A 24,360-nucleotide genomic window follows, 5' to 3' on the forward strand; every position below is an offset into this window, starting at 1 on the left:
TCCGGACGACAGCGAGAGGGGACGCATCGTCATGGCAGAGGTCTCGTGGCTGAGTGACTACGTCAGCGGAGCCGAGCGGCCCGGCCGGGGTGCCGGCGCCGCCGACCAGGGTCTGATGGGCATGCTCGGCATGGGCCTGACCGACGACATCGCGTCCTGGCAGGAGCGCGCGCTGTGCGCCGAGACCGACCCGGAGGCGTTCTTCCCCGAGAAGGGCGGCTCCACCCGCGAGGCGAAGAAGATCTGCACCGGCTGCGAGGTCAAGGCCGAGTGCCTCGAGTACGCGCTGGCCAACGACGAGCGGTTCGGCATCTGGGGCGGGCTCTCCGAGCGGGAGCGCCGCCGCCTGCGCCGTCGCGCCATCTGACGAAGGACCTCCCTGCCCCCCACCGCTCGCGAGCTCGCGGCGGGCCCCTGCAGGGAGGCCGTTCCAGCCCCTCACCGGCCCCCGGCGGCACCGCCGCCGGGGGCTGCGGCGTCCCTGTGGTCGGATGAGCGGGTGGGGGACGCGCACACCCGGGTCGCACGCGGCCGGGCGGAGGTCGTGCGCGAGCTGCACGCCGCCGTGCCGCTGGCCCGCGACCTCCGGGCGCCGCTGACCGCCTCGGCGCCCTGGCTCACCACCGTCCTGTCGGTGCAGTCGGCGCACCGCCGGCCCCGGCTGACGCCCGTGGCGGTGGTCGCCGGGCCGCGCGGGTCCGGCGGCCCCGACGGGCTGGCGCTGCTGGCGCTGGCGACCGCGGGCCCCGTGGTCACCGCGACCCTCCTCGGCGATGGGCTGCCCGTGCCCGGCGGCCGCCCCGCCGCCCGGCTGCTGGCCCGCGACGACGACGCCGCCGACCGGCTCGCCGCCGGGATGCTCGGCGTGCTCACGGCGCTGCGCCGGCCCTGGCGGATGCGCCTGACCGGGCTGCCGCTCGGCGACCCGACCGTGCGCGCGCTGGTGCGGCGGCGGCCCGACGCCGTGGTGGCCAGCGCCCGCAGTGCGCGCCTGGTCGACGACCTCGACGCGCTGCCCGCCGATGCCCTGCCCGCCGGCGGTCTCGTCCGCAGCCGGGACGCCCGCGACCTCGACGCCGCCCTGCCCGGACTGCTCGCCGGGGTCCGCGACCGCCGCACCACCGACCTGGTCCGCGCCGCCGCCCGGCTGCACGCCGCGGCCGGCCGGCTCGAGGTGGCCACCGTCCGCGACGGCGGCCGGCTGCGCGCCGGGCTGCTCACCCTCCTCGACGGCGGCGACCGGCTGCCCTGGTGGGGACGTTCCGAGGTCGGCGGGCTGCGCGAGGAGCGGGGCGCGCCGCTGGTCGGCGTGTCGCTCGCCGGCCGCGGCAGCGTCGTCCGGGCGGTCGTGGACCGGGTGGTCCCGCTGCTGCCCGGGGGCTCTCCACCCGCCCGGCCCCTCAGCCGGCCGGCCGGAACCGGCTGAGCAGCGGGTCGGGCAGCGAGTCCGCCCGCTCGGTGCCGAGGAACAGCGCGCCCTCCGCCGGCGCCTCGCCGTCGCGCGGCGGCCCCGCCCGGGCGACGGTGACGCTCAGGTCGTAGACCCGCCCGGTGTAGGCGGGCGGGGTCCCGGTGGGCCGCGTGTAGGTGGGGAAGCGGCCGGTCAGCCGGAGGGCGTCGCCGTCGCGGGTGACCCCGAGTGCCGGCGTCGGCAGGTCGGCGTACTCGACGCCGGTGGCCGCGCAGCCGGCGGCGGCCGGGTCCTCCGGCGCGGTGCTCCCCAGGCAGTTCCAGGTGACCAGCCGCAGGTGCGCCAGCGCCGCGCCGCTCTCGCCCGCGGTGACGCTGACGGCCGGGTAGCCGACGCTCACGCCGACCGCGCGCCGCTCGAGCACCAGGCCGCCGAGGGCCAGCCGGGCGCTGACGCCGCCGTCGCCGAGGGGCACCGACCGCGCGGCGAGCAGGCCGGCGCCGCGCTCGCCGGGCAGCGGGTCGGCCGGCGGGAGCGGCAGGTCCGGCGCGGCCGGGGCGGGCGCCGGCGGCGGGGGAGCGGCCGTCGCGACCGGCGGGGGAGCGGCCGCGGGGGCGGGGTCCTCGCGGGCGGCCAGGGCCACGCCGGCCAGGACGGCGACCAGCGCCAGCGCCGCCGCGGCCAGCGCGGCCACCGCGCGGCCCGCGTCGCCGTCGTCGTCCGGCCCGGCGAGCGGCGGCTCGGGCGGCGCGGCCACCGGCGGCCGGGGCGTCCCGGGCGGCGCCTCGAGGAAGGCGGGGAGGTCGTCCTGCGCCCAGCGGGAGGCCTGCGCGGGCGCGGGCGCGGCCGTGCGCTGGGCCGGGCGGCCCGCCGGCCGGGTGCGCGCCAGGAGCACCGCGGCGGCGGCCAGCCCCGCCAGCGCCAGGCCCAGCACCAGCCAGGCGGCGACCGGCGCGGTGGACTCCATCCCGCAGAGCATCGCAGGGCGCCCCGGCCGGATCAGCCATCGCGGCCGGGCGGGGCGCCTGACACGATCCCGCTGTGGCAGACAACGGATCGACGTCGTCCGGTGTCCGCGACCGCGTGACCTCGCTGCTCGCTGAGCTGGGGGTGACCCAGCCCGTGACCGCGGTCGCCGACCTCAGCGCCCGCCTGGGCGTGGTGCAGGGGGTGCTCGCCGACCGCGTCCTCGACCTCGCCGTCACCGAGAGCGGCCGCCGCCGGCTGCGGGCGGAGCTGCGCGGCCGGCGCTGGGCCGAGGAGCGGCAGGTCGGCGTCCCCGAGGTGCTCGCCGCCGCCGACGACGGCCGCTGGCTGCTGTCCCGCCGCGTGCACCCCGGCGTCTCCGGCGGCCAGCGGTGGACGGCCGCGGCGGTGGAGACCGCCGTCCGCATCGCGCCGCTGCCCGTCCCGCCGGGGCAGCCGTGGTCCCCGCCCGCGGGGCCCGCGCTGCGCCGGGCGCGCGCCACCGTCGGCGACACCGGCCGGCTGCTGCGCGGCGGCCTGCGGATGGGGGAGCTGCGGGCGGTCCGCGCGGCCGCGGCGCAGCTGCCGCTGTCGGAGGTCGGGCACGGCGACTACCGCGCCGCGAACGTCGTCCTCGACGCCGACGGCGCCGACGAGGGGGACCGGGTCGTCGTCCTCGAGTGGTCGGGCGTGCGTGCGGCCCCGCGGCACCGCGACCTGCTCACCCTGTGGGCGACCACCCCCGACGCGCAGGACCGCGCGCAGGTCGGCGAGGTGGTGCTCTCGCGCACCGCCGGCTGGGAGGAGCCCGACGTCGGCCTGCTGTGGCACGCCGTCGCGCTGGAGCAGCTGGTCGCGCGGCTCACCCGCGCCGACCGCGGCGACGGGCTCGACGCCGCCTTCGCCCGCGCCCGCCTCGACGAGGCGCGCGGGATGGCCGAGGAGCTGGGCGGCCCGGTCGAGCGCTGACCGCCGGGGCCTCAGCCGGTGGGGTCGATCTCCTCGGGGTCGCGGCCCAGCAGCACCGCCACCTGGTCGACGACGACGTCGCGGACGAGGTCGGCCAGGTCGTCGCGGTCGTGCGCCCGGATCTCCAGCGGCCGCCGGTAGACGACGATCCGCGGCGGGACCTCCCGGCCGTCCTCGCGGTGCGCCGGCAGCACCCGGGCCAGCGGCACCGTCCCGTCGTCGAGGACGTCGGGGTCGAGCACCACCTCGTCGGGGCTGGTGTGGTCGACCCACGGCACGTCCTCGACGGCGAACTCGACGCCGGCGAGCTCGCGCTCCCAGCGGCGCTCGATGTCCTCGACCGCGTCGAGCACCAGGTCGTCGAACTGCTCGGCGCGGCTGCGCGAGAGCGGGACCTCCTCGGGCACGAGGCGCCCGCGCAGGCCGCGGCCGTGGCGGTCGCGGCGGGAGCGGGATCGGCCGGGGGAGGGTCGCGGGGCGGGTCGGCTCATGGCGCGCCGAGCGTACGGCGCGCCCGCGGGGGCGGGCAGCGCGCGCGGGACACGGCGCGCGGGACACGGCGCGCGGGACACGGCGCGGGCCTGCGCGGACCCGGTCCCGGGGCGCGCGGGGACGTCGGGTTGGATGGGAGAGGTGGTGCGCCGGGCCGGTGCGCCTGCTCGCCGGACCCCGCGGGCGCGGCTACTGTGCCTCGCGTGAGGAACCGGTGGTGAGGCAGTCACGTCGCTGCTCGCGCAGCGGCTGCGCGCAACCGGCGGCGGCGACCCTGACCTACGTGTACGCCGAGTCGACCGCCGTCGTGGGTCCGCTGGCGACGTACTCGGAGCCGCACAGCTACGACCTCTGCGAGTTCCACGCCGAGCGGCTGACCGTGCCGCGCGGCTGGGAGGTCGTCCGGCACGAGATCGACGTCGAGGACTCCGGCCCGACCGGCGACGACCTGCTCGCGCTGGCCGACGCGGTCCGCGAGGCCGCCCGTCCCGAGCCCCCGCGCAACCCGGCCGACGACGGCCGCGGCACCCGGCGCGGACACCTCCGGGTGCTCCCCGACCTCGACTAGGCGCGTTCGCCCGGGGCTCCGGATAGGGTCGTCCGGCACCGGGGTCGGCCCGGGGCGAGGCCGGCGCGAGGGTGGGCTGTGGCGGATCTGTCGTCGATCATCAAGGCCTACGACGTCCGGGGCGTGGTCCCGGACGAGTGGGACGAGGACGTGGCGCGGCGCATCGGCGCCGCCTTCGCCGAGTTCGTGGTCACCGAGAGCGGTGCCACGACCGTCGTCACCGCGCACGACATGCGCCCCTCGTCGGTGCCGCTGTCGCGCGCCTTCGCCGAGGGCGTCCTGTCCCGCGGCGTCGACGTCGTCGAGGCGGGGCTCGGCTCCACCGACCTGCTCTACTTCGCCGCCGGCTCGCTCGACGTGCCCGGCGCGATGTTCACCGCCAGCCACAACCCGGCGCAGTACAACGGCATCAAGCTCTGCCGCGCCGGCGCCGCCCCCGTGGGGCAGGAGTCCGGGCTGGCCACCATCCGCGAGTGGGCCGAGGTCGACTCCTACGACCGCGACCCCGGCCGCACCGGCGGGGTCACCCAGCGCGACCTGCTGGCCGAGTACGCGGCCCACCTGAACCGCCTGGTCGACCTGTCGGCCGTCCGGCGGCTGCGGGTCGTCGTCGACGCCGGCAACGGCATGGGCGGGCACACCGTCCCGGTCGTGCTCGACGGGCTGCCGCTCGACGTCGTCCCGCTGTACTTCGAGCTCGACGGCACCTTCCCCAATCACGAGGCCAACCCGCTGGACCCGGCCAACCTGGTCGACCTGCAGGCGGCCGTCGTCCGCGAGGGCGCCGACATCGGGCTGGCCTTCGACGGCGACGCCGACCGCGTGTTCGTCGTCGACGAGCGCGGCGAGCCGGTGAGCCCCTCGGCGGTGACCGCGCTGGTCGCCGTCCGGGAGCTGGCCAAGGGCCACGGGACGACGGTGATCCACAACCTGATCACCTCGCGCGCGGTGCCCGAGATCGTGCGCGAGCACGGCGGGCAGCCGGTGCGCACCCGCGTCGGCCACTCGTTCATCAAGGCCGAGATGGCCCGCACCGACGCCGTGTTCGGCGGCGAGCACTCCGCGCACTACTACTTCCGCGACTTCTGGCGCGCCGACACCGGCATGCTCGCCGCGATGCACGTGCTGGCCGCGCTCGGCGAGCAGTCCCGGCCGCTGTCGGAGCTCACCGCCGCCTACAGCCGGTACGCCGCCTCCGGGGAGATCAACTCCCGGGTCGACGACGCCGCCGGGCGCACCGCGGCGGTCCGCGAGGCGTTCGAGGCCGAGGGCGCGACGTTCGACGAGCTCGACGGGCTCACCGTCGACCTGCCCGACGGCTCGTGGTTCAACCTGCGGGCGAGCAACACCGAGCCGCTGCTGCGGCTGAACGTGGAGGCGCCCGACGCGGCGCGGATGGCAGAGCTCCGGGACCGGGTGCTCGGGATGGTGCGCGCATGACGCAGGGGACGACCCAGGGGCCGCTCGGCCTGGACCCGGTGCTGCTGGGGATCCTCGCCTGCCCCGACACCCACCACGCGCCGCTCACCGTCGACGAGGCGGCGGGCGAGCTGCTGTGCACCGAGTGCGACCGGGCCTTCCCCGTGCGCGACGGGATCCCGGTCCTGCTGCTCGACGAGGCACGCCACCGCGGGGGGAGCGGGGGAGCATGACCTCGCCGGAGCTGGCCGAGGAGGTCCTCGACGACCTCGACGTGCTGCGCGCCCGCGACCCGCGCGGGCTGCTGCCGGCCGTGGCCGGCGCCGGCGCGCAGGTGCGGGAGACCTCCCGGCTGGTCGACGAGGCGGGCCTCGGGCGGGTCGCCGGCGGCGGCCGTCCCCGCGGGCTCGTGGTCGTCGCCCGGCGCGAGGGCGCGGTCGCGGCGTCGGTGCTGCGCGCGCTGCTCGGCCCGGCGAGCCCGGTCACCGTCGACGTCGTCCCCGGCCCGGACCTGCCGGTGTGGACCGGCCCGGCCGACATCGCCGTCGTCGCCACCCGCACCGGCGCCGGCCGGTACGCGGTGACCCCGGCCTACGAGGCCGCGCGCCGCGGCGTGACGCTGCTCGGCATCGGCGCCGAGGACGCGCCGCTGCGGGCCGCCTGCTCGACGGCGCGGATGCCCTACGTCCCGCTGCCAGGTACGCGGGTCCGGCACACGACGCTGTGGTCGCTGCTCACGCCGATGCTGCGGCTGGCCACCGAGCTGGAGCTGGTCCGGCCCGAGGTCGCCGACCCCGAGGCGATCGCCGCCGCCCTCGACGAGGTCGCCGTGGAGTGCGGCCCGGCGCAGGAGTCCTTCGTCAACCCGGCGAAGACCCTCGCCCTCGAGCTGCTCGACGCCCTGCCGGTCATCGCCGCCGAGGGTCCGATGGCCGACACCGCCGCCACGCGCTTCGCCGACCAGCTGGCCACCCTCGCGGGCCTGCCGACCAGCGGGTTCCGGCTGCCCGACCAGCGGGTGGCGGCCTGCGCGGTGCTCGGCGGGCCGCTGGCCACCCCCGACGCCGACGACTTCTTCCGCGACCGCGCCGAGGACACCGGCCGGCGGCTGCGGCTGCTCACCATCCGCGACACCGACGCCGCCTCGCACGACGGCGCGGGGGAGCGGGAGCCGCGCTCGGCGCCGGAGGCCCTGGGCGAGGTGCTGCGCACCGCCGCGGCGAACAACGTGCCGGTGAGCGGGCTGGCCGAGCACGGCGAGCCGGAGCGCTGGGGCCGGCTGCCGCGGCTCGCCCGCCAGCTCGCCGTCGCCGACTTCGCCGCCGTCTACCTGGCGCTGGCGCTGGACCAGGAGCGCGCGCAGCGCCGGTGACGTCCACCGGCCCGTGTCCCCGGCGCCCGGCCGGGGTACCGGCTCGCGATCGACCGTGCAGCGCACCCGACTGCTGACCGACTGGAAGGACCTCCCGTGGCCGGTGGACTCGTGGCCCTGTTCGACGACGTGGCGCTCATCGCCCGCGCCGCCGCCTCCTCGATCGACGACGTGGGGGCCGCGGCGGGCAAGGCGAGCATGAAGGCCGCCGGTGTCGTCGTCGACGACACGGCCGTCACGCCCCAGTACGTGCAGGGGATCAGCGCCGAGCGCGAGATCCCGATCATCCGGCGCATCGCGATCGGGTCGCTGCGCAACAAGCTGCTGATCATCCTCCCGGCGATCCTGCTGCTCAGCGAGTTCCTGCCGTGGCTGCTCACCCCGATCCTCATGGTCGGTGGCGCCTACCTCTGCTACGAGGGCGCCGAGAAGATCTGGCACCGGCTGCGCGGCCACTCGGCCGCGCACGGCGACGCGGAGAACCACCCGCCGGACGAGGACACGCTCGTGCGCGGCGCGGTGCGGACCGACCTGATCCTGTCGGCGGAGATCATGGTGATCTCGCTCAACGAGGTGGCGAGTGAGGGCTTCTGGTCCCGGGCGGCGATCCTCGTCGTCGTCGCCGTGCTCATCACCGTCCTCGTCTACGGCGTGGTCGCGCTCATCGTGAAGATGGACGACGCCGGGCTGCGGCTGTCGCGGTCGGACAGCCGGGGCGTCGCCGGCTTCGGCCGGGGCCTGGTCAAGGCGATGCCGCGGCTGCTGGCGGCGCTCACCGTGATCGGCACGGTGGCGATGCTGTGGGTCGGCGGCCACATCCTGCTGGTCGGCACCGACGAGCTCGGCTGGCACGCCCTCTACGACGTCGTCCACCACTGGGAGGAGGCCGCGCACGAGGCGACCGGCGCCCTCGGCGGCGTCGTCGGCTGGCTGGTGAACACCCTGGCGAGCGCGGTCGTCGGTCTCGTCGTCGGGGCGGTGGTCGTGGCCGTGCTGAGCCTGACGCTGCACCGCCGGAAGGGGCAGAAGGCCGGGGGCGCGGCCGCCCACTGAACGGGTGGCGCGTCACCCAGCCCGACCGGGTGATGTGGCGGGAGAGACGGGTGGGACGGGCCGATCCGGGCCCGTCCGCCGCTAGCCTGCTCGGTGATGTGGCAGCTGAGCAGCGCGGTCCGGAACTACCCCTGGGGTAGCCGCACCGTCATCCCCGAACTCCTGGGCCGGCCCAGCCCGGCCGCGCAGCCCGAGGCCGAGCTGTGGATGGGCGCGCACCCCGACCAGCCCAGCGTGCTGCCCGACGGCAGCCCGCTCGACGCGGCGATCTCCGCCGACCCCGAGCGGCTGCTCGGCCCCCCGGTGGTCGAGCGCTTCGGCGCCCGGCTGCCGTTCCTCATGAAGGTGCTGGCCGCCGACGCGCCGCTGTCGCTGCAGGCGCACCCGACGATGGCGCAGGCCCGGGCGGGGTTCGCGGCCGAGGAGGCGGCCGGGATCCCGAAGGACGACCCGACGCGGACGTTCAAGGACCCGTGGCACAAGCCCGAGCTGCTGCTCGCGCTCACCACCTTCGAGGCGCTGTGCGGCTTCCGGCCGATCGAGGAGTCGCTGCACTGCCTGGCCAAGCTGCAGCTGCCCGACCTCAAGCCGACGATCGCGGCGCTGGCCCGTGGCGGGCTGCAGGCGGCGATCCCGCAGCTGCTGGCCCTGTCGGGCAAGCGGCGCACGCACCTGGTGGAGGTGGTGGCCGAGCGCGCCGCCGGCTTCGTCGCCGCGCACGACCCGGAGTTCATCAACACCTACCGGTGGGCCGCCACCCTCGCCGAGGCCTACCCCGGCGACCCGGGCGTCGTCATCTCGCTGATGTGCAACCACCTCAAGCTCGCTCCCGGTGAGGCGGTGTTCCTGCCCGCCGGGAACCTGCACGCCTACCTGTCCGGGGCCGGCGTCGAGGTGATGGCCAGCTCGGACAACGTGCTGCGCGGCGGCCTGACCAGCAAGCACGTCGACCTCGCCGCGCTGATCGAGGTCCTCGACTTCTCCGACGGCAAGATCCCGGTCCTGCACCCGGTGCTCGGCCCCGGCGGGCTGCGCTACCCGGTGCCGGTCGACGACTTCGACCTCACCCGCGTCCAGCTCGACGAGCAGGCCGGCCCGCTCACCACCCGCGGCCCGCAGGTCGTGCTGTGCACCGAGGGCCGCGCGGTGCTCGCCGGAGCCGACGGCGAGGTGGTGCTCGAGCGCGGCTCGTCGGCGTTCGTGCCGGCCGGCGCCCCGGTCACCGCGCGCGGCCCCGCCGTGCTCTACCGGGCGACGACGAACCTGCGCTGACGCGACAGGACCTGCGCCGACGACCGGCTGACCGGGGCCGCGTGTCGCGGCGGGGGAGGGTCCGCCGGCCGACGTAGCGTCGGTCGTGCCCTCCCCGTCGTCCCGCCGCGCGCTCGCCGCGCTGGGCGTCGCGGTGGCCCTGACGTCGGGCTGCGACCTGGTCACCGGTGCCGCGCCCGCCCCGGTGACCGGCCCGCCGGGCAGCGCCCTGGAGACCCTCGCGACGGTCGACGTCCGCGGCCGCGGCCCGCGCACCGGCTACGAGCGGGACGAGTTCGGCGACGGCTGGGTGGACACCGACCGCAACGGCTGCGACACCCGCAACGACGTCCTCGCCCGCGACCTCACCGGCGAGACGTTCGTGTCCGGCAGCCGCGACTGCGTCGTCGCCACCGGCACCCTCGACGACCCGTACTCCGGCCGCACCATCGCGTTCCGCCGCGGCGAGGGCACCAGCGAGGCCGTGCAGATCGACCACGTCGTCGCCCTGTCCGACGCCTGGCAGAAGGGCGCCCGGCAGTGGGACGACGCGCGCCGGACGCAGTTCGCCAACGACCCGCTCAACCTGCTCGCCGTCGACGGCCCGCTCAACATGCAGAAGGGCGACGGCGACGCCGCCACCTGGCTGCCGCCGGACCGCTCCTACCGCTGCGCCTACGTCGCCCGGCAGGTGGCGGTGAAGGCCACCTACGGCCTGTGGGTGACCCGGGCCGAGCGCGACGCGATGGCCGCGGTGCTCGGCACCTGCCCCGGCGAGCCGCTGCCGGGCGGGGAGCCGCTGCCCGCGCAGGAGACGCCGCAGGGGCCCTTCCCCGACTGCGCCGCGGCGCGCGCCGCCGGCGCCGCGCCCCTCCGGGAGGGCGAGCCGGGCTGGAACCCCGACCTCGACGGCGACGGCGACGGGGTCGGCTGCGAGTCCTGACCGGCGCGCTGGGCTACCCTGGACGACGGCACGAGCCCCGCCGAAGCCTCGGCATGCTCGCTCGCGCCAGCCTCCTCGCTGGCGCTCGTCGGAGCGCTCGCTCGCAGGCTCGCTGTGCCCACGGGGAACTCGCGAGCGCGCTCCCTCATCAGCGATCCCGAGCCCCGCCCTCCCGGCGCGGGGCATCGACCCTGGAGCGACATGACCGCCTCTACCGGCACCCGTCCCCTGACCACCCCGAGCGGCGAGGCCGACTTCAAGGTCGCCGACCTCTCCCTGGCGCCGTTCGGCCGCAAGGAGATCCAGCTCGCCGAGCACGAGATGCCCGGGCTGATGGCGCTGCGCGCCGAGTACGGCGACGAGCAGCCGCTGGCCGGCGCCCGCATCGCGGGCTCCCTGCACATGACCGTGCAGACCGCCGTCCTCATCGAGACCCTCGTCGCGCTCGGCGCCGACGTCCGCTGGGTCTCCTGCAACATCTTCTCCACCCAGGACCACGCGGCCGCGGCGATCGTCGTCGGCCCGGAGGGCACGGCCGAGGCGCCCGCCGGCGTCCCGGTCTTCGCCTGGAAGGGCGAGACGCTCGAGGAGTACTGGTGGTGCACCCAGCGCCTCTTCGAGTTCCGCGACGAGGCCGGCGACGTCGTCGGCCCGAACATGCTGCTCGACGACGGCGGTGACGCCACCCTGCTGGTCCACCTCGGCACCCGCTTCGAGGCCGACGGCGCGGTCCCCGACACCACCGAGGCCGACTCCGAGGAGTACGGCGTCATCCTCGACGTGCTGCGCGGCACCCTGGCCGCCGACGCCGGCTACTGGACCAGCATCGGGCAGGGCATCCAGGGCGTCACCGAGGAGACCACCACCGGCGTCATGCGCCTGTACGAGCTCGCCCGTGACGGCCGGCTGCTGTTCCCGGCGATCAACGTCAACGACTCGGTCACCAAGAGCAAGTTCGACAACCTCTACGGCTGCCGGCACTCGCTGATCGACGGCATCAACCGCGCCACCGACGTCATGATCGGCGGCAAGGTGGCCGTGGTCTGCGGCTACGGCGACGTCGGCAAGGGCTGCGCGGAGTCGCTGCGCGGCCAGGGCGCCCGGGTCATCGTCACCGAGATCGACCCGATCAACGCCCTGCAGGCGGCGATGCACGGCTACGAGGTGACCACGCTCGACGAGGTCATCGGCAAGGCCGACATCATCATCACGGCCACCGGCAACCGCGACATCATCACCGCCGAGCAGCTCGGGCAGACCAAGCACCAGGCGATCGTCGGCAACATCGGCCACTTCGACAACGAGATCGACGTGGCCGGCCTGGCCCGCACCCCGGGCATCACGCGGACGCAGATCAAGCCGCAGGTCGACGAGTGGCGGTTCGCCGACGGCCACACGATCATCCTGCTGTCGGAGGGCCGGCTGCTGAACCTCGGCAACGCCACCGGGCACCCGAGCTTCGTCATGAGCGCCTCGTTCTCCAACCAGGTGCTCGCCCAGATCGAGCTGTGGGCCAACCGCGCGGCGTACGAGGGCAAGGAGCCCACCGTCACCGTGCTGCCCAAGCGGCTCGACGAGCACGTGGCCCGGCTGCACCTCGACGCGCTCGGCGTGAAGCTCACCGAGCTGTCCAAGGTGCAGGCCGACTACATCGGCGTGCCGGTCGAGGGCCCGTACAAGAGCGAGCACTACCGCTACTGACGAAGGACCCCCTCGCCCCCCACGCCTCGCACGCTCGGCGCGGGACCCTGCGAGGGGGCCGTTCCCGTCCCTCGCCAGGGGGAACCTGGGGCTGATGGGGGCGCCGGACCGGGACTCTCCGGTCCGGCGCCGCCGTTATCGGCCCGTGACGTCGCAGAATGGGTCCGTGCCTCCGACCGCAGCGAACACCGGGCCCAGCCGCGGCCGCGTCCTCGTCGTCGACGACGACGCCGCCCTCGCCGAGATGCTCGGCATCGTGCTGCGGCGCGAGGGCTACGACCCCGCCTTCGTCTCCGACGGCAACCGCGCGGTGTCGGTGTTCCAGCAGACGCGCCCCGACATCGTCCTGCTCGACCTGATGCTGCCCGGCCGCAACGGCCTGCAGATCGCCCAGGACATCCGCGCCCAGTCCACCGTCCCGATCGTCATGCTCACCGCCAAGGGCGACACCATCGACGTCGTCCAGGGCCTCGAGGCCGGCGCCGACGACTACGTGACCAAGCCGTTCAAGCCCGTCGAGCTCGTCGCCCGGGTGCGCGCCCAGCTGCGCCGCGGGGAGACCGGCCAGGCCGAGTCCCTGGCGATCGGCGACGTGCAGATCGACGTCCCGGCCCACCAGGTGACCCGCGACGGCCAGCCGATCGCGCTCACCCCGCTGGAGTTCGACCTGCTGGTGGCCCTGGCCCGCAAGCCGCGCCAGGTGTTCACCCGCGAGCTGCTGCTCGAGCAGGTGTGGGGCTACCGCCACGCGGCCGACACCCGGCTGGTCAACGTCCACGTGCAGCGGCTGCGCGCCAAGATCGAGCGCGACCCGGAGAAGCCGGAGATCGTGCTGACCGTGCGCGGGGTGGGTTACAAGGCCGGCCCGCCGTGACCGCATGAGCACGACCGAGCGGGCCGCCGCACCGGCGGACGCCGAGGTCCTCGAGTCCCCCCGGTCGGCGGCGCGGCGCCGGCTGCCCCGGGACCTGCCGACCCTGCGGCGCGGCGTGCGCCGGCGGGCCGGGCGGGCGCGCCGGATCAGCCGTGCCCTGCTGGCCGCGGCGCTGTCGGCCTGGCGCTCGTCGCTGCACGTGCGGATCGGCGCGATCACGATGGTCGTCGCCGGCACCGTCGTCGTCATCGTCAGCCTGGTGCTGTTCAGCCAGATCCGCACCCAGCTGCTCACCGTCAAGCAGCAGGCGGCGATCGACCAGGTGCAGTCGGGCGTCTTCTACGCCCAGACCGAGGTGGTCGGCATCGCCGCCGGCGACGCCGCGAGCGTGCGGACCACGCTGGACCGCACCGTGCAGCAGCTGCTCACCCGCGGCGGGTCGGCCGGCGACTTCGACGTCGTCATGGTCTACCGGGCCGGCGAGACCGAGCGGCCGCCCGCGGTCAGCCAGCGCGGCATCTACCCGGCGCTGCCCGACGGGCTGCGCGCCGACGTGCGCGGCGGCGGGCAGTCCTACCAGTACGCGATGGTCCCCAACGCCGCCGGCCAGGAGCGTCCGACGCTGCTCGTCGGCTCCCCGGTGCCCGGCGGCGCGTCGTCGTCCGGGCAGATCGAGCTGTACTACGCCTTCCCCCTCGACCAGGAGGAGGAGACGCTCTCGCTGATCCGCAGCACCGTGGCGATCAGCGGCATCGCGCTCACCCTGTTCGTCGCCGGCATCGGCGTGCTCGTCACCCGGCTGGTCGTCGACCCGGTGCGCCGCGCGGCGGGCACCGCCCAGCGGCTGGCCGAGGGCCAGCTCGAGGAGCGGATGGCCGTGCGCGGCGAGGACGACCTCGCCCGGCTGGCCACCAGCTTCAACGCGATGGCCGACAGCCTGCAGCGGCAGATCACCCAGCTCGAGGGCCTCTCGCAGCTGCAGCAGCGGTTCACCTCCGACGTCAGCCACGAGCTGCGCACCCCGCTCACCACGGTGCAGATGGCCGCCGACGTGCTGCACGAGTCGCGGGAGGACTTCGCGCCGCACGTGGCGCGGTCGGCCGAGCTGCTGCACGAGGAACTCGAGCGCTTCGAGCGGCTGCTGTCGGACCTGCTGGAGATCAGCCGCTACGACGCCGGCGCCGCCGTCCTGGACTGGGCGCCCACCGACCTCGCCGCCATCGTCGGCCGGGTCACCGACGGCATGTCCGCGCTGGCCGAGCGGCACGGCTGCGAGCTGCAGGTGACCTGCCCGCGCGACCCGGTGATCGCCGAGGTCGACGCCCGGCGGGTGGAGCGGATCCTGCGCAACCTCGTCGGCAACGCCATCGAGCACGGCAACGGCAAGCCGGTCGAGGTGACGCTCGCGGCCAACCGGACGGCGGCCGCGGTGACCGTCCGCGACCACGGGGTCGGCCTCACCTCCGCCGACGCCCAGCACGTGTTCGACCGGTTCTGGCGCGCCGACCCCTCCCGGGTGCGCACCGTCGGCGGCAGCGGCCTCGGCCTGTCGATCAGCCTGGAGGACGCGCGGCTGCACGGCGGCTGGCTGCAGGTGTGGGGACAGCCCGGCCTCGGCGCGCAGTTCCGGCTCACCGTCCCGCTGACGGCGGGCACCGACCTCACCAGTTCCCCGCTGCCGCTGCGGCCCACGATCGTGCGGCGCCCGGCCGGCGCGACGGCCCGGTCGGCCGCGCAGCCGGCGACCCGCCCGGCCCTCCCGGCGGTGTACCGGCCGTGACCCGACGCCGCGCCGTCCTCGCCGCGCTCGTGCTGGGGCTGCTGACCGCCTGCTCCACGGTGCCCACCGGCTCCCCGCCGGTGCAGATCACCGAGGCGCCCACCCGGCCGGCCGGCGAGGTCGGCATCGAGCCGGTCGGGCCCGCCGCCGGCGCCTCCCCGGAGGAGATCGTGCGCGGCTTCGTCGACGCCGCCGCCAGCAGCGTGCAGCGCCACCCCGTCGCCCGCGACCACCTCACCCCCGAGGCCGCGGCCTCCTGGTCCGACGAGTCGGGCATCACCCTCGTCGGCGCCGACTACGCCACGGTCACCGTCGAGGAGGGCACCGTCGCGCTGACCGGCGACCTGGTCGGCACGGTCGACCCGCGCGGGGTGTTCGAGGCCTCCGCCGGCCAGCCGTTCACCCACGAGTTCACGCTCACCGAGGTGGGCGGGCAGTGGCGGATCGCCAACCCGCCCGACGGCCTGGTCATGCTCGTGCCCGACTTCGAGCGGCTCTACGACGACCTCGCCGCCTACTTCGTCGACCCGACCGGCCAGCGGGTCGTGCCCGACCGGCGCTACCTGCTCGGCGGCGGCGCCCAGCCGACGACGCTGGTGCAGCGCCTGCTCGACGGTCCCTCGCCCGCGCTGTCGGCGGGCGTGGGCAACGCCCTGTCGGGCGTGACGCTCACCCGGGCGGTCACCGTCTCGGGGGCCACCGTCACCGTCGACCTCGCCGGCCTCGACGACCTGCCGGCTCCCCAGCTGTCCACCCTCTGCGCGCAGCTGGTCTGGACCCTCGACCAGCTCGACGGCGTGAGCTCCGTGGAGATCACCAGCGGCGGCGACCCCCTCCCGCTCGACGGCGTCCCGACCGTGCAGCGCACCGACGACTGGGCCGGCTCCAGCCCGGACTCCGTGCCCGCCGACGCCGCGGGCCACTACCTCGACGGCGGCCGGCTCATGACCGTCGACGGCCGCCCGGCGCCCGGGCCGGCGGGGGAGGGCGCCTACGGGCTGGCCTCCGCGGCGGTGGCGGCCGATGCGCGCACCAGCGCGCTGACCTCCATGGTCGGCGTCTCGGTCTCCGGGGGCACCGCCACCTTCCTGGCCGGCGAGTACGGCCGGGAGCTGGCCCCCGTGTTCACCGCAGGGCGGCTCTCGGTGCCGACGGTCGCCGCGACCCGACCGGAGTACTGGGTGGTCCGCGACGAGACGACCGTGGTGCGGGTGCCCGCCGGCGGCTCGCCGCAGCCGGTCAACGCGCCGACGCTGCCCCAGCAGGGACGCGCGACGGCGCTGCAGCTCTCGCCCGACGGCGTGCGGGCCGCGCTCGTCGTCGGCGCGGCCGACGGGTCCTCGCTGCTCGTGGGCACCGTCGTCCGCTCCGACGACGGCCCGGTCGCGCTGCGCGACCTGCGCGAGATCGCCCCGTCGCTGACCGGCGTCACCGACGTCGCCTGGCGCGACGCGGGCACCCTCGTCGTCCTCGCGGCCGCCGGCGGGGAGGACGGCACGGTGCCCTACGAGGTCGGCGTCGACGGCTGGGGCCTCACGGAGGTGCCCACCGCGGGCCTGCCCAGCCAGCCGACCGCGGTGGCGGCCGCGCCCGGCCAGCAGCCGCTGGTCAGCGCGGGCGGGTCGGTCTGGGTGCTGGCCGGCGGCACGTGGGTGACGCTGGTGCGCGGGCAGCAGCCGGTGCCCGGCATCGAGCCCTTCTACCCCGTCTGAGTCCACAGATCGGGCGGCGCCCGCCCGCCACGGCCGCGCCGGCCGGAGGGTGGCGGAGTGCGCGCGCTCGCGGCGGCCCTCGCCGACCTGGTGCTGCCGCGCACCTGCGCCGGCTGCGGCGTGCCCGGGCCGGTGCTGTGCCGCCGCTGCGCGGGACTGCTCGCCCGCCCGCGGGAGGCCGCGCCGCGCCGCGTGCCGTGGGGGATGCCGCCGACCGTCGCGGCGGGCGCCTACGCCGGGCCGGTGCGCCCGGCGGTGGTGGCGTTCAAGGAGCGCGGCCGCGCGGAGCTGGCCGGGCCGCTGGGCGCCGCGCTGGCCCTCGCCGTCGCCGTGCACGCCACGCTGCTGCCCGGCCGCCCGGTGGTGCTCGTGCCGGTCCCGGCCACCCGGGCCGCGCTGCGCGAGCGGGGCCGTGACCACGTGCGGGAGCTGGCCGGCGCCGCCGTCGCGGAGCTGCGGGCCGCCGGGGTGGAGGCGGCCGAGGCGCGGCTGCTCGCCCGCGCCGGCCGGGTCCGCGACTCGGCCGGGCTGACGGTGGCGCAGCGCCGGGCCAACCTCGCCGGCACCTTCGCCGCCCGGGGTGCGGCGCCGCCCGGGGCGCTGCTCGTGGTGGTCGACGACGTCGTCACCAGCGGCACCACGCTCACCGCGGCGGCGGGCGTGCTGGCCGCGACACGCCCGGACGGCGACACGCCGGTGCTCGGTGCCGTCGTCGCCGCGACGCCACGGCCGGTCCTCCCGCGCGTTCCCGCGGCGCCACCAGCGGTCCCGTCCCGGGGCGCGCGCACCGGTCCCCGGCGCCCCGGCTGATCGACTGTCCCGGCAACGTGACAGCGACTAGCGTGCCATTGGTCACACCCGACGACCGGGAGGTCCTATGGAGATCGTGGTCCGTGGCCGCAACGTCGAGGTGCCGGAGCACTTCCGGCAGCACGTCGAGGACAAGGTCGGCCAGCTCGAGAGATTCGACGGCAAGCTGTCCCGCATCGACGTCGAGTTGTTCCACGAGAAGAACCCCCGCCAGTCCGCCAGCTGCCAGCGCGTCGAGATCACGCTGCGCGGCAAGGGACCCGTGGTCCGCGCCGAGGCCAGTGCGCCGGACTTCTACGCCGCGCTCGACCTGAGCTGCGGCAAGCTCGACAACCGCCTGCGCCGGGCCAACGACCGGCGCCGCGTGCACCACGGCCGGAGGACCCCGGCCAGCGTGCGCGTGGGCGGCGGCCCGGCCGACGCCGCGCCGCTGGCCACCCCCTCGCTCGGCCTCGCCGACGGCGCCCTCGACCGGTTCGCCGACAGCGAGCCGGCGGTCACCGACCTCGACGAGCACCTGCCGGGGCAGATCGTCCGGGAGAAGCACCACCCGGCCACCCCGATGACCGTCGACCAGGCCCTGCACGAGATGGAGCTCGTGGGGCACGACTTCTTCCTCTTCCACTGCGCCGACACCGGGCAGCCGACCGTCGTCTACCGGCGGCACGCCTTCGACTACGGCCTCATCCGGCTCGTCGACCAGCCGCTCGGCGCGGCCGCGGCCCCGGCGGCCGAGCCCGCCGCCGTCCCGCGCTGACCCGGGGGCAGGGGCCCGGGATCCCGGGCCCCTGCCTCAGTCGGTCGCCAGCCGCCCGAACAGCACCGCGTCGGAGTAGCGGCCGTCGCGCAGCGGCAGGCAGCCGCGCACCACGCCCTCCTCGGTGAACCGGGCGCGCCGGGCGACCGCCTGCGAGGCGGCGTTGTCCACGTCGACGACGAGGTGCACCCGCGGCGCACCGTGCGCGAACGCCCAGCCGGCGAGGCCGGCGGCGACCTCGGCCGCGAAACCGCGGCGGCGCGCCCAGGGCGCCACCGAGTAGCCGATCTCGGGGCCCAGGTGCCGGGCGCCGCCGAGCAGCAGGCCGCCGGTGCCCACGAACCCGCCGTCGGCCTCGGCCACCACCGGCAGGCCGGTGCCCTCGGCGCGCTGCCGCAGCACCGTGTCCAGGAACGCGCGGGCGTCGTCCTCGGTGTAGGGGACCGGCGCCCCGGTGACCCAGCGCTGCGTCTCGGGGTCCTGCATCGCGCGGGTCACCGCGGCGGCGTCATCCGTGGTCGGCGGGCGCAGCACCAGGCGGGCGGTGCGCACCACCGCGGTGGTCAGGTCGGTGCCGGAGAGGTCCACCAGACGATCGTCATGCGTTGCCCAGCACCCGGTCGACCGAGATCTCGATGACGACCCGCGCCGGGTTCTCCCGCGGCTGCCGGTAGCGGCGGGCGTAGCGGGCCTCGGCGTCGGCGACCGACGCCGGGTCGTCGCGCACGACCGCCGCCCCCTCCAGGGTCAGCCAGCGCCGGCCGTCGACCTGGCAGACGGCCACCCGCGACTGCCCGGCCCGCACGTGCCGGGCCTTGGCCGACGTGCCGGAGGTGATCACCCGGGCCGTGGCGGTGTCCGGGTCGAAGGTGACGCCGACCGGCACGACGTGCGGGCTGCCGTCGGCGCGCAGCGTGGTGAGCGTGGCCAGGTGCCGCTCGGTGAGGAAGGTGAGCAGGTCCGGCGCGAGGTCGTGCGGATCGTGGGCCACGCCGAGAGGTTAGGTCGCCGCGGCGGCGGGCACCGGCGGCCCGTGGAGCTGACCGGGGCGAAGGTGCTGGTGGCGGGCGCGACCGGGGTGCTCGGCGGGGCGCTGGCCCGCGCGCTCGCCGACGCCGGGGCACGGGTGGCGCTCGCCGGGCGGGACGGCGGCCGGCTGGAGGCGCTGGCCGCGGAGCTCGGCGGTGCGCCCGCGTCCGCCGTGGACGCCGTCGACGTCGACGCCGTGCGGGCCGCGGTCGACGCCGCCGCGGGGGCGCTGGGCGGGCTCGACGCCGTCGTCGTCGCCTGGGGCGTGGTGGCCTTCGGCCCGGCCGCCGACGCCGACGACGCGGTCACCGAGGAGCTGTTCGCCGTCAACGCGCTCGCGCCGATGAGCCTGGTCCGCGCCGCGCTGCCCCACCTCGCCGACGGCGGGGCGGTGGTCCTGCTGTCGGCGGTCGTGGCCGACGCGCCGACCCTCGGCATGGCCGAGTACTCGGCGAGCAAGGCGGCGCTGTCGGCCTGGGCGTCGGTGCTGCGGCGCGAGCTGCGCGGCCGGTCGGTGGCCGTGCTGGACGTGCGCCCGCCGCACGTCGACACCGGCCTGGTCGACCGCGCCCTGGCCGGGACGCCGCCGCGGCTGCCCGCCGGGCACGACCGCGGCGAGGTGGTGGCCGCGGTGCTCGACGGCATGCGGCAGGGCGCGCGGGAGGTCGTCGTCGACCCGCGCGAGAGGCGCCTCGTCGTCCGCTGACCTGCGGATGGGCCGGGAGGGTACGTGCGGCGTCCCCGGCACGCCGGGTGGGCCGCCTACGCTGGGGTCGTGGTGTTCTCGAGGATCCTCCGGGCCGGAGAGGGAAAGCTCGTCCGTCGACTGGAGCGGATCGCCGACGCGATCGACTCCCTGTCCGACGACGTCGCCGACCTGACCGACGCCGAGCTGCGTGCCAAGACCGACGAGTTCAAGCAGCGCCACGAGGACGGCGAGACGCTCGACCAGCTGCTGCCCGAGGCGTTCGCCGTCGTCCGCGAGGCGGCCACCCGGACGCTGGGCCAGCGGCACTTCCGCGTCCAGCTCATGGGCGGGGCGGCGCTGCACCTGGGCAACATCGCCGAGATGCGCACCGGTGAGGGCAAGACCCTGACCGGCGTGCTGCCGGCCTACCTCAACGCCCTGTCCGGCAAGGGCGTGCACATCGTCACGGTCAACGACTACCTGGCCCGCCGCGACGCCGAGCAGATGGGCCGGGTGCACCGGTTCCTCGGACTGTCGGTGGGCACGATCCTGTCGGGCGAGAAGCCGGCGCACCGCCGCGAGCAGTACGCCTGCGACATCACCTACGGCACGAACAACGAGTTCGGCTTCGACTACCTGCGCGACAACATGGCCTGGTCGAAGGCCGACCTCGTGCAGCGCGGGCACAACTACGCCATCGTCGACGAGGTCGACTCGATCCTCATCGACGAGGCGCGCACCCCGCTGATCATCAGCGGCCCGGCCGAGTCGGCGGGCAAGTGGTACGTCGAGTTCGCGCGGATCGTGCCGCTGATGAAGCGCGACGTGCACTACGAGGTGGAGGAGTCCAAGCGCACGGTCGCCGTCACCGAGGAGGGCGTCGAGTTCGTCGAGGACCAGATCGGCATCGACAACCTCTACGAGGCGGTCAACACGCCGCTGATCGGCTACCTGAACAACGCGCTGAAGGCCAAGGAGCTCTTCCACCGCGACCAGCAGTACATCGTCAGCAACGGCGAGGTGCTCATCGTCGACGAGTTCACCGGGCGCGTGCTGGCCGGCCGCCGCTACAACGAGGGCATGCACCAGGCCATCGAGGCCAAGGAGAAGGTGCAGATCAAGGACGAGAACCAGACGCTCGCCACGATCACCCTGCAGAACTACTTCCGGCTCTACGAGAAGCTCTCCGGGATGACCGGCACCGCCCAGACCGAGGCGGCCGAGCTCAACCAGACCTACAAGCTCGGCGTCGTGCCGATCCCGACGAACCGGCCGATGATCCGCGAGGACCGCTCGGACGTCATCTACAAGACGGAGAAGGCCAAGTTCGAGGCGGTCATCGACGACATCGCCGAGCGGAACGAGGCCGGCCAGCCGATCCTCGTGGGCACCGCGAGCGTGGAGAAGTCGGAGCTCCTGTCGAAGATGCTCGTGCGCCGCGGCATCCCGCACGAGGTCCTCAACGCCAAGAACCACGCGCGGGAGGCCGCGATCGTCGCCCTGGCCGGTCGGCTGGGCGCGGTCACCGTGGCCACCAACATGGCGGGCCGCGGCACCGACATCCAGCTCGGCGGCAACGCGGAGTTCCTCGCCGACGAGACGCTGCGGGCCCGCGGCCTGTCGCCGTCGGAGACCCCGGAGGAGTACGAGGCCGCCTGGGACGAGGCGCTGCAGGCCGCCAAGGACCAGGTGGAGAGCGAGCACGAGGAGGTCGTCGACGCCGGCGGCCTGTACGTGCTGGGCACCGAGCGGCACGAGAGCCGCCGCATCGACAACCAGCTGCGCGGCCGCTCCGGCCGGCAGGGCGACCCGGGGGAGTCGCGGTTCTACCTCTCCCTCGGCGACGACCTGATGCGCCGGTTCAACGGCCCGATGCTCGAGTCGATGATGACCACGCTGCGGGTCCCCGACGACCAGCCGATCGAGTCGAAGATGGTCACCCGGGCCATCCGCTCGGCGCAGACGCAGGTCGAGCAGCAGAACTTCGAGGTCCGCAAGGACGTCCTCAAGTACGACGAGGTCCTCAACCGGCAGCGCACCGTCATCTACGAGGAGCGCCGTAAGGTCCTCGACGGCGAGGACCTGCACGACCAGGTGCAGCACGTGCTCGACGAGGTCGTCGGCGCCTACGTCGACGGCGCCACCGAGACCGGCTACGCCGAGGACTGGGACCTCGAGGTCCTGTGGAACGGGCTCAAGGCGCTCTACCCCGTGGGCCTCGACCGCACCGAGCTGCTCGGCCGGGTGGCCGACGGCGAGCAGGCCGCGCTGACCGCCGACGTGCTCCGGCAGGAGCTGCTCGATGACGTCCACCGCGCCTACGAGGAGCGGGAGGCCGCGCTCGGCTCGGAGGTCATGCGCGAGCTCGAGCGGCGGGTGCTGCTGTCGGTCCTCGACCGCAAGTGGCGCGAGCACCTCTACGAGATGGACTACCTGCGGGCCGGCATCCACCTGCGCGCGATGGCCAACCGCGACCCGGTCGTGGAGTACCAGCGCGAGGGCTACGACATGTTCAACGCGATGCTCGACGGCATCAAGGAGGAGTCGGTCGGCTTCCTGTTCAACCTGGAGGTCAAGACCAAGGAGCAGCAGGAGGCCGAGGCGAGGGCCCAGCAGGCCGAGGCCGAGGCCAAGGCGCTGGCCGCCGCGCAGGAGGGCACCGCCCGCGTGCTCGCCCGCCAGCGCGCGCAGCAGGAGGCCGCCGCCCGCGAGGCGGCCGCGTCCGCCGCTGCCGCCCCGGCACCCGCTGCTCCGGCTCCCGCCGTGGACGGCGACGGCTCTGCCCCGGCTGCCCCGGCTGCCCCGGCCCCCGCTCCCGCCACCCCGGTGTCGGTGTCCAAGCCGTCGGCCAAGCCCGCCGCCCGCCGCTCCACCGGCGGCCCGGCGAACCGGCCGGCCGCGCGCACGACGCCGCCCGCACCGGCCCCCGAGGCCCCGTCGCCGTCGGGCACCGGCCCGCAGCTGGCGGTCAAGGGCCTCGACGAGCCGCGGCGGCCCCAGGAGGAGCTGAGCTACTCGGCGCCGTCGCTGGACGCCTCGCCCAAGGAGAGCGGCCCGGCCAAGGCGGCCAAGACCGCCACGGTCACCGGCACCAAGGAGCCGTCGCGCAACGCGCCGTGCCCCTGCGGCTCGGGCAAGAAGTACAAGGTCTGCCACGGAGCGGCCGGTCGCTGACCGCTCCCCGCAGCCGACGGCGCCCCGCCGACCTCCGTGGTCGGCGGGGCGCCGTCGTGTGCGGGGCGGTGCTCAGGCCGGGCGCGGTCCCGCCCGGCGCGCCCCGGCCCGCCGCCGGACGAGGAGGACGGCGGTCGCGACCACGAGCAGCGGGAGGCCGAGCGCGGTGGAGGCGCTGCGGACCAGCGGCAGCGCGGAGGACGCCAGCGCGCCGGCCGACACGAGGCACGACGCCCAGACCAGCGCCGCCGGGACGGTCCCGCGGAGCATCTCGGCGGGGTGCACCCCGGCCCGGGCGGCGACACGGGGGGCGAGCGTGCGCGCCCCGGCGACGAACTGGGCCGCGGCCGCCGCCCGCACCGGCCCGCGGCCGACCGCCTCGACCCAGGGCGCGGTCAGCCGCTCGGCGAGGGCGCGCGCCCGCGCGGGGAGCAGCCGGCCGAGCGGTCCCGCCGTCGGCAGCAGGGACCCCGGCCCGCCGCGGGCGGCGGCCCGGTGCCCCAGGGCCGCACCCAGGACGGTGGCCCCCGCCGCCGTCAGCACGGCCGCCGCCGGGGAGAACGCGCCGGCGCCGGCCAGCACGCCCAGCCCCAGGACCAGCGACGACGCCGGCATCACGACGCCGACCAGCAGGCCCGCCTCCGCCGTCAGGAGGACGGCGACGAGCACCGCCGTCCCGGCGGCGGACGGGTCGGCAGCCCAGCCGCTCACCGGCCGGCGAGGCAGGGGTCGACGGCGGGCACGGGCCGGGTGGCGGTGTAGACGACCGCCGGCGGCAGGTTGCGCCAGACGGTCGGCGACAGGTCGACGCTGCCGAAGTGCCGCTGCAGCCGCCGGTGCTGGCGCCGGCCGGGCGGCGCCCAGCGGGTCGCGCTGTAGGTGAACTGCGTGTGGGCGCCGGACGGCGCCAGGCAGGCGGCGACGTCGGCGACCAGCGCGTCGCCCTCCGGACCGGCGAAGGCCTGCCACGGCAGGCCGCTGACGACGAGGTCGACCGGCCCGAGCCCCCGCTCGGCGAGCGCGCGGGCCAGGCCGGACGCGGGGCCGCGGACGACGTCGATGCCCGGGAAGCGGGCCTCGAGGTGGTCGGCCATGGCTGGGTTGAGCTCCAGGGCGAGGTAGCGCGCCGCGGGCGCCGCCGCGCGCAGGGCCGCGGTGAAGGACCCGGTGCCCGGCCCCAGCTCCACCACCACCGGCGGGCGGGCGGACGGCCGGCGCAGCGGGGCGACCATGCGCTCGGCCAGGGCGGGGGAGCTCGGCACCAGTGAGGCGGTGCGCAGCGGCGCGCGGGCGAACTCACGGACGAACAGGCCGGTGCCGGACGGTCGCCGCCCACCCCGCGGGGCGGACGGCGACCCGGCGGCCGGGGCGCCGGTCACGGGACCTCCGGA

General features: G+C 76.4%; 24 protein-coding genes. 18 read left to right on the plus strand and 6 right to left on the minus strand.

The window, feature by feature from the left end; genetic code table 11:
* Positions 1-115: 115 nt before the first annotated feature.
* Both BUE37_RS17170 and BUE37_RS17175 read left to right on the plus strand, forming a co-directional pair.
* The gene (locus BUE37_RS17170; protein WP_175562932.1) at positions 116-367 is read left to right on the plus strand and encodes a WhiB family transcriptional regulator; all 252 of its coding nucleotides are present in this window, start codon (positions 116-118) and stop codon (positions 365-367) included.
* Between the two features lie 177 nt (positions 368-544).
* The gene (locus BUE37_RS17175) at positions 545-1,426 is read left to right on the plus strand and encodes a GNAT family N-acetyltransferase (protein ID WP_139253020.1); all 882 of its coding nucleotides are present in this window, start codon (positions 545-547) and stop codon (positions 1,424-1,426) included.
* On the opposite strand, the gene BUE37_RS17180 is transcribed toward BUE37_RS17175, so the two are convergent.
* Positions 1,401-2,378, minus strand: a complete 978-nt coding sequence (locus BUE37_RS17180; RefSeq protein ID WP_073421553.1) for a hypothetical protein — start codon at positions 2,376-2,378, stop codon at positions 1,401-1,403. The genes BUE37_RS17175 and BUE37_RS17180 overlap by 26 nt on opposite strands.
* Before the next feature lie 74 nt (positions 2,379-2,452).
* Here BUE37_RS17180 and BUE37_RS17185 point away from each other — a divergent pair, with 74 nt between their 5' ends.
* Positions 2,453-3,346, plus strand: a complete 894-nt coding sequence (locus tag BUE37_RS17185; RefSeq protein ID WP_139253021.1) for an aminoglycoside phosphotransferase family protein — start codon at positions 2,453-2,455, stop codon at positions 3,344-3,346.
* An 11-nt stretch (positions 3,347-3,357) separates the two neighbouring features.
* Here the strand turns inward: BUE37_RS17185 and BUE37_RS17190 are convergent, their stop codons facing one another.
* Entirely contained in the window at positions 3,358-3,837 is a 480-nt protein-coding gene (locus tag BUE37_RS17190; RefSeq protein WP_073421555.1) for a metallopeptidase family protein, read from the minus strand.
* 218 nt (positions 3,838-4,055) lie between these two features.
* On the opposite strand from BUE37_RS17190, the gene BUE37_RS17195 reads away from it, so the two are divergent.
* From BUE37_RS17195 to hpf, 13 genes are all read left to right on the plus strand, one after another.
* Positions 4,056-4,406 (plus strand): DUF3499 domain-containing protein, encoded by a 351-nt coding sequence (locus tag BUE37_RS17195; RefSeq protein ID WP_073421556.1) that lies wholly within the window; start codon positions 4,056-4,058, stop codon positions 4,404-4,406.
* Positions 4,407-4,484: 78 nt separating this feature from the next.
* Positions 4,485-5,846: a phosphomannomutase/phosphoglucomutase gene (locus BUE37_RS17200; RefSeq protein ID WP_073421557.1), complete on the plus strand. Its 1,362-nt coding sequence runs from the start codon at positions 4,485-4,487 to the stop codon at positions 5,844-5,846.
* Positions 5,843-6,058: a Trm112 family protein gene (locus tag BUE37_RS17205; protein ID WP_073421558.1), complete on the plus strand. Its 216-nt coding sequence runs from the start codon at positions 5,843-5,845 to the stop codon at positions 6,056-6,058. Before BUE37_RS17200 ends, BUE37_RS17205 begins: the two co-directional genes overlap by 4 nt.
* Positions 6,055-7,197, plus strand: coding sequence for an SIS domain-containing protein (locus BUE37_RS17210; RefSeq protein ID WP_073421559.1), 1,143 nt, complete (start codon positions 6,055-6,057; stop codon positions 7,195-7,197). Before BUE37_RS17205 ends, BUE37_RS17210 begins: the two co-directional genes overlap by 4 nt.
* Before the next feature lie 96 nt (positions 7,198-7,293).
* Positions 7,294-8,250: a DUF808 domain-containing protein gene (locus tag BUE37_RS17215; RefSeq protein ID WP_073421560.1), complete on the plus strand. Its 957-nt coding sequence runs from the start codon at positions 7,294-7,296 to the stop codon at positions 8,248-8,250.
* A gap of 96 nt (positions 8,251-8,346) precedes the next feature.
* Positions 8,347-9,522 (plus strand): mannose-6-phosphate isomerase, class I, encoded by a 1,176-nt coding sequence (gene manA / locus BUE37_RS17220; protein ID WP_073421561.1) that lies wholly within the window; start codon positions 8,347-8,349, stop codon positions 9,520-9,522.
* Positions 9,523-9,607: 85 nt separating this feature from the next.
* A complete protein-coding gene (locus BUE37_RS17225) occupies positions 9,608-10,444 on the plus strand; it encodes an HNH endonuclease family protein (protein ID WP_073421562.1) in 837 nt (278 codons plus the stop codon).
* 201 nt (positions 10,445-10,645) lie between these two features.
* Entirely contained in the window at positions 10,646-12,145 is a 1,500-nt protein-coding gene (gene ahcY, locus BUE37_RS17230; protein WP_073421563.1) for an adenosylhomocysteinase, read from the plus strand.
* A 166-nt stretch (positions 12,146-12,311) separates the two neighbouring features.
* On the plus strand, positions 12,312-13,019 hold the full coding sequence (gene mtrA / locus BUE37_RS17235; RefSeq protein ID WP_073421564.1) for an MtrAB system response regulator MtrA: 708 nt from the start codon (positions 12,312-12,314) through the stop codon (positions 13,017-13,019).
* Between the two features lie 4 nt (positions 13,020-13,023).
* Entirely contained in the window at positions 13,024-14,799 is a 1,776-nt protein-coding gene (gene mtrB, locus BUE37_RS17240) for an MtrAB system histidine kinase MtrB (protein WP_073421565.1), read from the plus strand.
* Entirely contained in the window at positions 14,796-16,511 is a 1,716-nt protein-coding gene (locus tag BUE37_RS17245) for an LpqB family beta-propeller domain-containing protein (RefSeq protein WP_073421566.1), read from the plus strand. Before mtrB ends, BUE37_RS17245 begins: the two co-directional genes overlap by 4 nt.
* A 57-nt stretch (positions 16,512-16,568) precedes the next feature.
* Positions 16,569-17,321: a ComF family protein gene (locus tag BUE37_RS17250; protein WP_073421567.1), complete on the plus strand. Its 753-nt coding sequence runs from the start codon at positions 16,569-16,571 to the stop codon at positions 17,319-17,321.
* Positions 17,322-17,388: 67 nt separating this feature from the next.
* On the plus strand, positions 17,389-18,078 hold the full coding sequence (gene hpf / locus BUE37_RS17255; RefSeq protein WP_073421568.1) for a ribosome hibernation-promoting factor, HPF/YfiA family: 690 nt from the start codon (positions 17,389-17,391) through the stop codon (positions 18,076-18,078).
* A gap of 36 nt (positions 18,079-18,114) precedes the next feature.
* Here hpf and BUE37_RS17260 read toward each other — a convergent pair whose 3' ends face one another.
* A complete protein-coding gene (locus tag BUE37_RS17260; protein ID WP_073421569.1) occupies positions 18,115-18,666 on the minus strand; it encodes a GNAT family N-acetyltransferase in 552 nt (183 codons plus the stop codon).
* 10 nt (positions 18,667-18,676) lie between these two features.
* The gene (locus BUE37_RS17265) at positions 18,677-19,069 is read right to left on the minus strand and encodes a pyridoxamine 5'-phosphate oxidase family protein (protein WP_073421570.1); all 393 of its coding nucleotides are present in this window, start codon (positions 19,067-19,069) and stop codon (positions 18,677-18,679) included.
* A gap of 42 nt (positions 19,070-19,111) precedes the next feature.
* Between BUE37_RS17265 and BUE37_RS17270 the strand changes: the two genes are divergently transcribed.
* Entirely contained in the window at positions 19,112-19,813 is a 702-nt protein-coding gene (locus tag BUE37_RS17270) for an SDR family NAD(P)-dependent oxidoreductase (protein ID WP_073421571.1), read from the plus strand.
* Between the two features lie 69 nt (positions 19,814-19,882).
* On the plus strand, positions 19,883-22,969 hold the full coding sequence (gene secA / locus BUE37_RS17275) for a preprotein translocase subunit SecA (protein WP_073421979.1): 3,087 nt from the start codon (positions 19,883-19,885) through the stop codon (positions 22,967-22,969).
* A gap of 72 nt (positions 22,970-23,041) precedes the next feature.
* Here secA and BUE37_RS17280 read toward each other — a convergent pair whose 3' ends face one another.
* Positions 23,042-23,680, minus strand: coding sequence for a DedA family protein (locus BUE37_RS17280; RefSeq protein WP_073421572.1), 639 nt, complete (start codon positions 23,678-23,680; stop codon positions 23,042-23,044).
* Positions 23,677-24,348 carry a class I SAM-dependent methyltransferase gene (locus BUE37_RS17285; protein ID WP_217651290.1) on the minus strand — a complete coding sequence of 224 codons (672 nt, stop codon included), beginning with the start codon at positions 24,346-24,348 and terminating at the stop codon, positions 23,677-23,679. The genes BUE37_RS17280 and BUE37_RS17285 overlap by 4 nt, the downstream gene beginning before the upstream one ends.
* Between the last annotated feature and the right edge of the window lie 12 nt (positions 24,349-24,360).

The sequence above is a fragment of the Geodermatophilus nigrescens genome, assembly GCF_900129495.1.
In the GTDB taxonomy this organism is placed as follows: Bacteria; Actinomycetota; Actinomycetes; order Mycobacteriales; family Geodermatophilaceae; genus Geodermatophilus; species Geodermatophilus nigrescens.

What these genes read in the sequence shown, in the direction of transcription:
- BUE37_RS17170 (WP_175562932.1), top strand. Translation starts at nt 116, where the DNA reads ATGGGCATGCTCGGCATGGGCCTGACCGACGACATCGCGTCCTGGCAG.
- BUE37_RS17180 (WP_073421553.1), bottom strand. Translation starts at nt 2,378, where the DNA reads ATGGAGTCCACCGCGCCGGTCGCCGCCTGGCTGGTGCTGGGCCTGGCG.
- BUE37_RS17190 (WP_073421555.1), bottom strand. Translation starts at nt 3,837, where the DNA reads ATGAGCCGACCCGCCCCGCGACCCTCCCCCGGCCGATCCCGCTCCCGC.
- BUE37_RS17205 (WP_073421558.1), top strand. Translation starts at nt 5,843, where the DNA reads ATGACGCAGGGGACGACCCAGGGGCCGCTCGGCCTGGACCCGGTGCTG.
- BUE37_RS17210 (WP_073421559.1), top strand. Translation starts at nt 6,055, where the DNA reads ATGACCTCGCCGGAGCTGGCCGAGGAGGTCCTCGACGACCTCGACGTG.
- manA (WP_073421561.1), top strand. Translation starts at nt 8,347, where the DNA reads ATGTGGCAGCTGAGCAGCGCGGTCCGGAACTACCCCTGGGGTAGCCGC.
- ahcY (WP_073421563.1), top strand. Translation starts at nt 10,646, where the DNA reads ATGACCGCCTCTACCGGCACCCGTCCCCTGACCACCCCGAGCGGCGAG.
- mtrB (WP_073421565.1), top strand. Translation starts at nt 13,024, where the DNA reads ATGAGCACGACCGAGCGGGCCGCCGCACCGGCGGACGCCGAGGTCCTC.
- hpf (WP_073421568.1), top strand. Translation starts at nt 17,389, where the DNA reads ATGGAGATCGTGGTCCGTGGCCGCAACGTCGAGGTGCCGGAGCACTTC.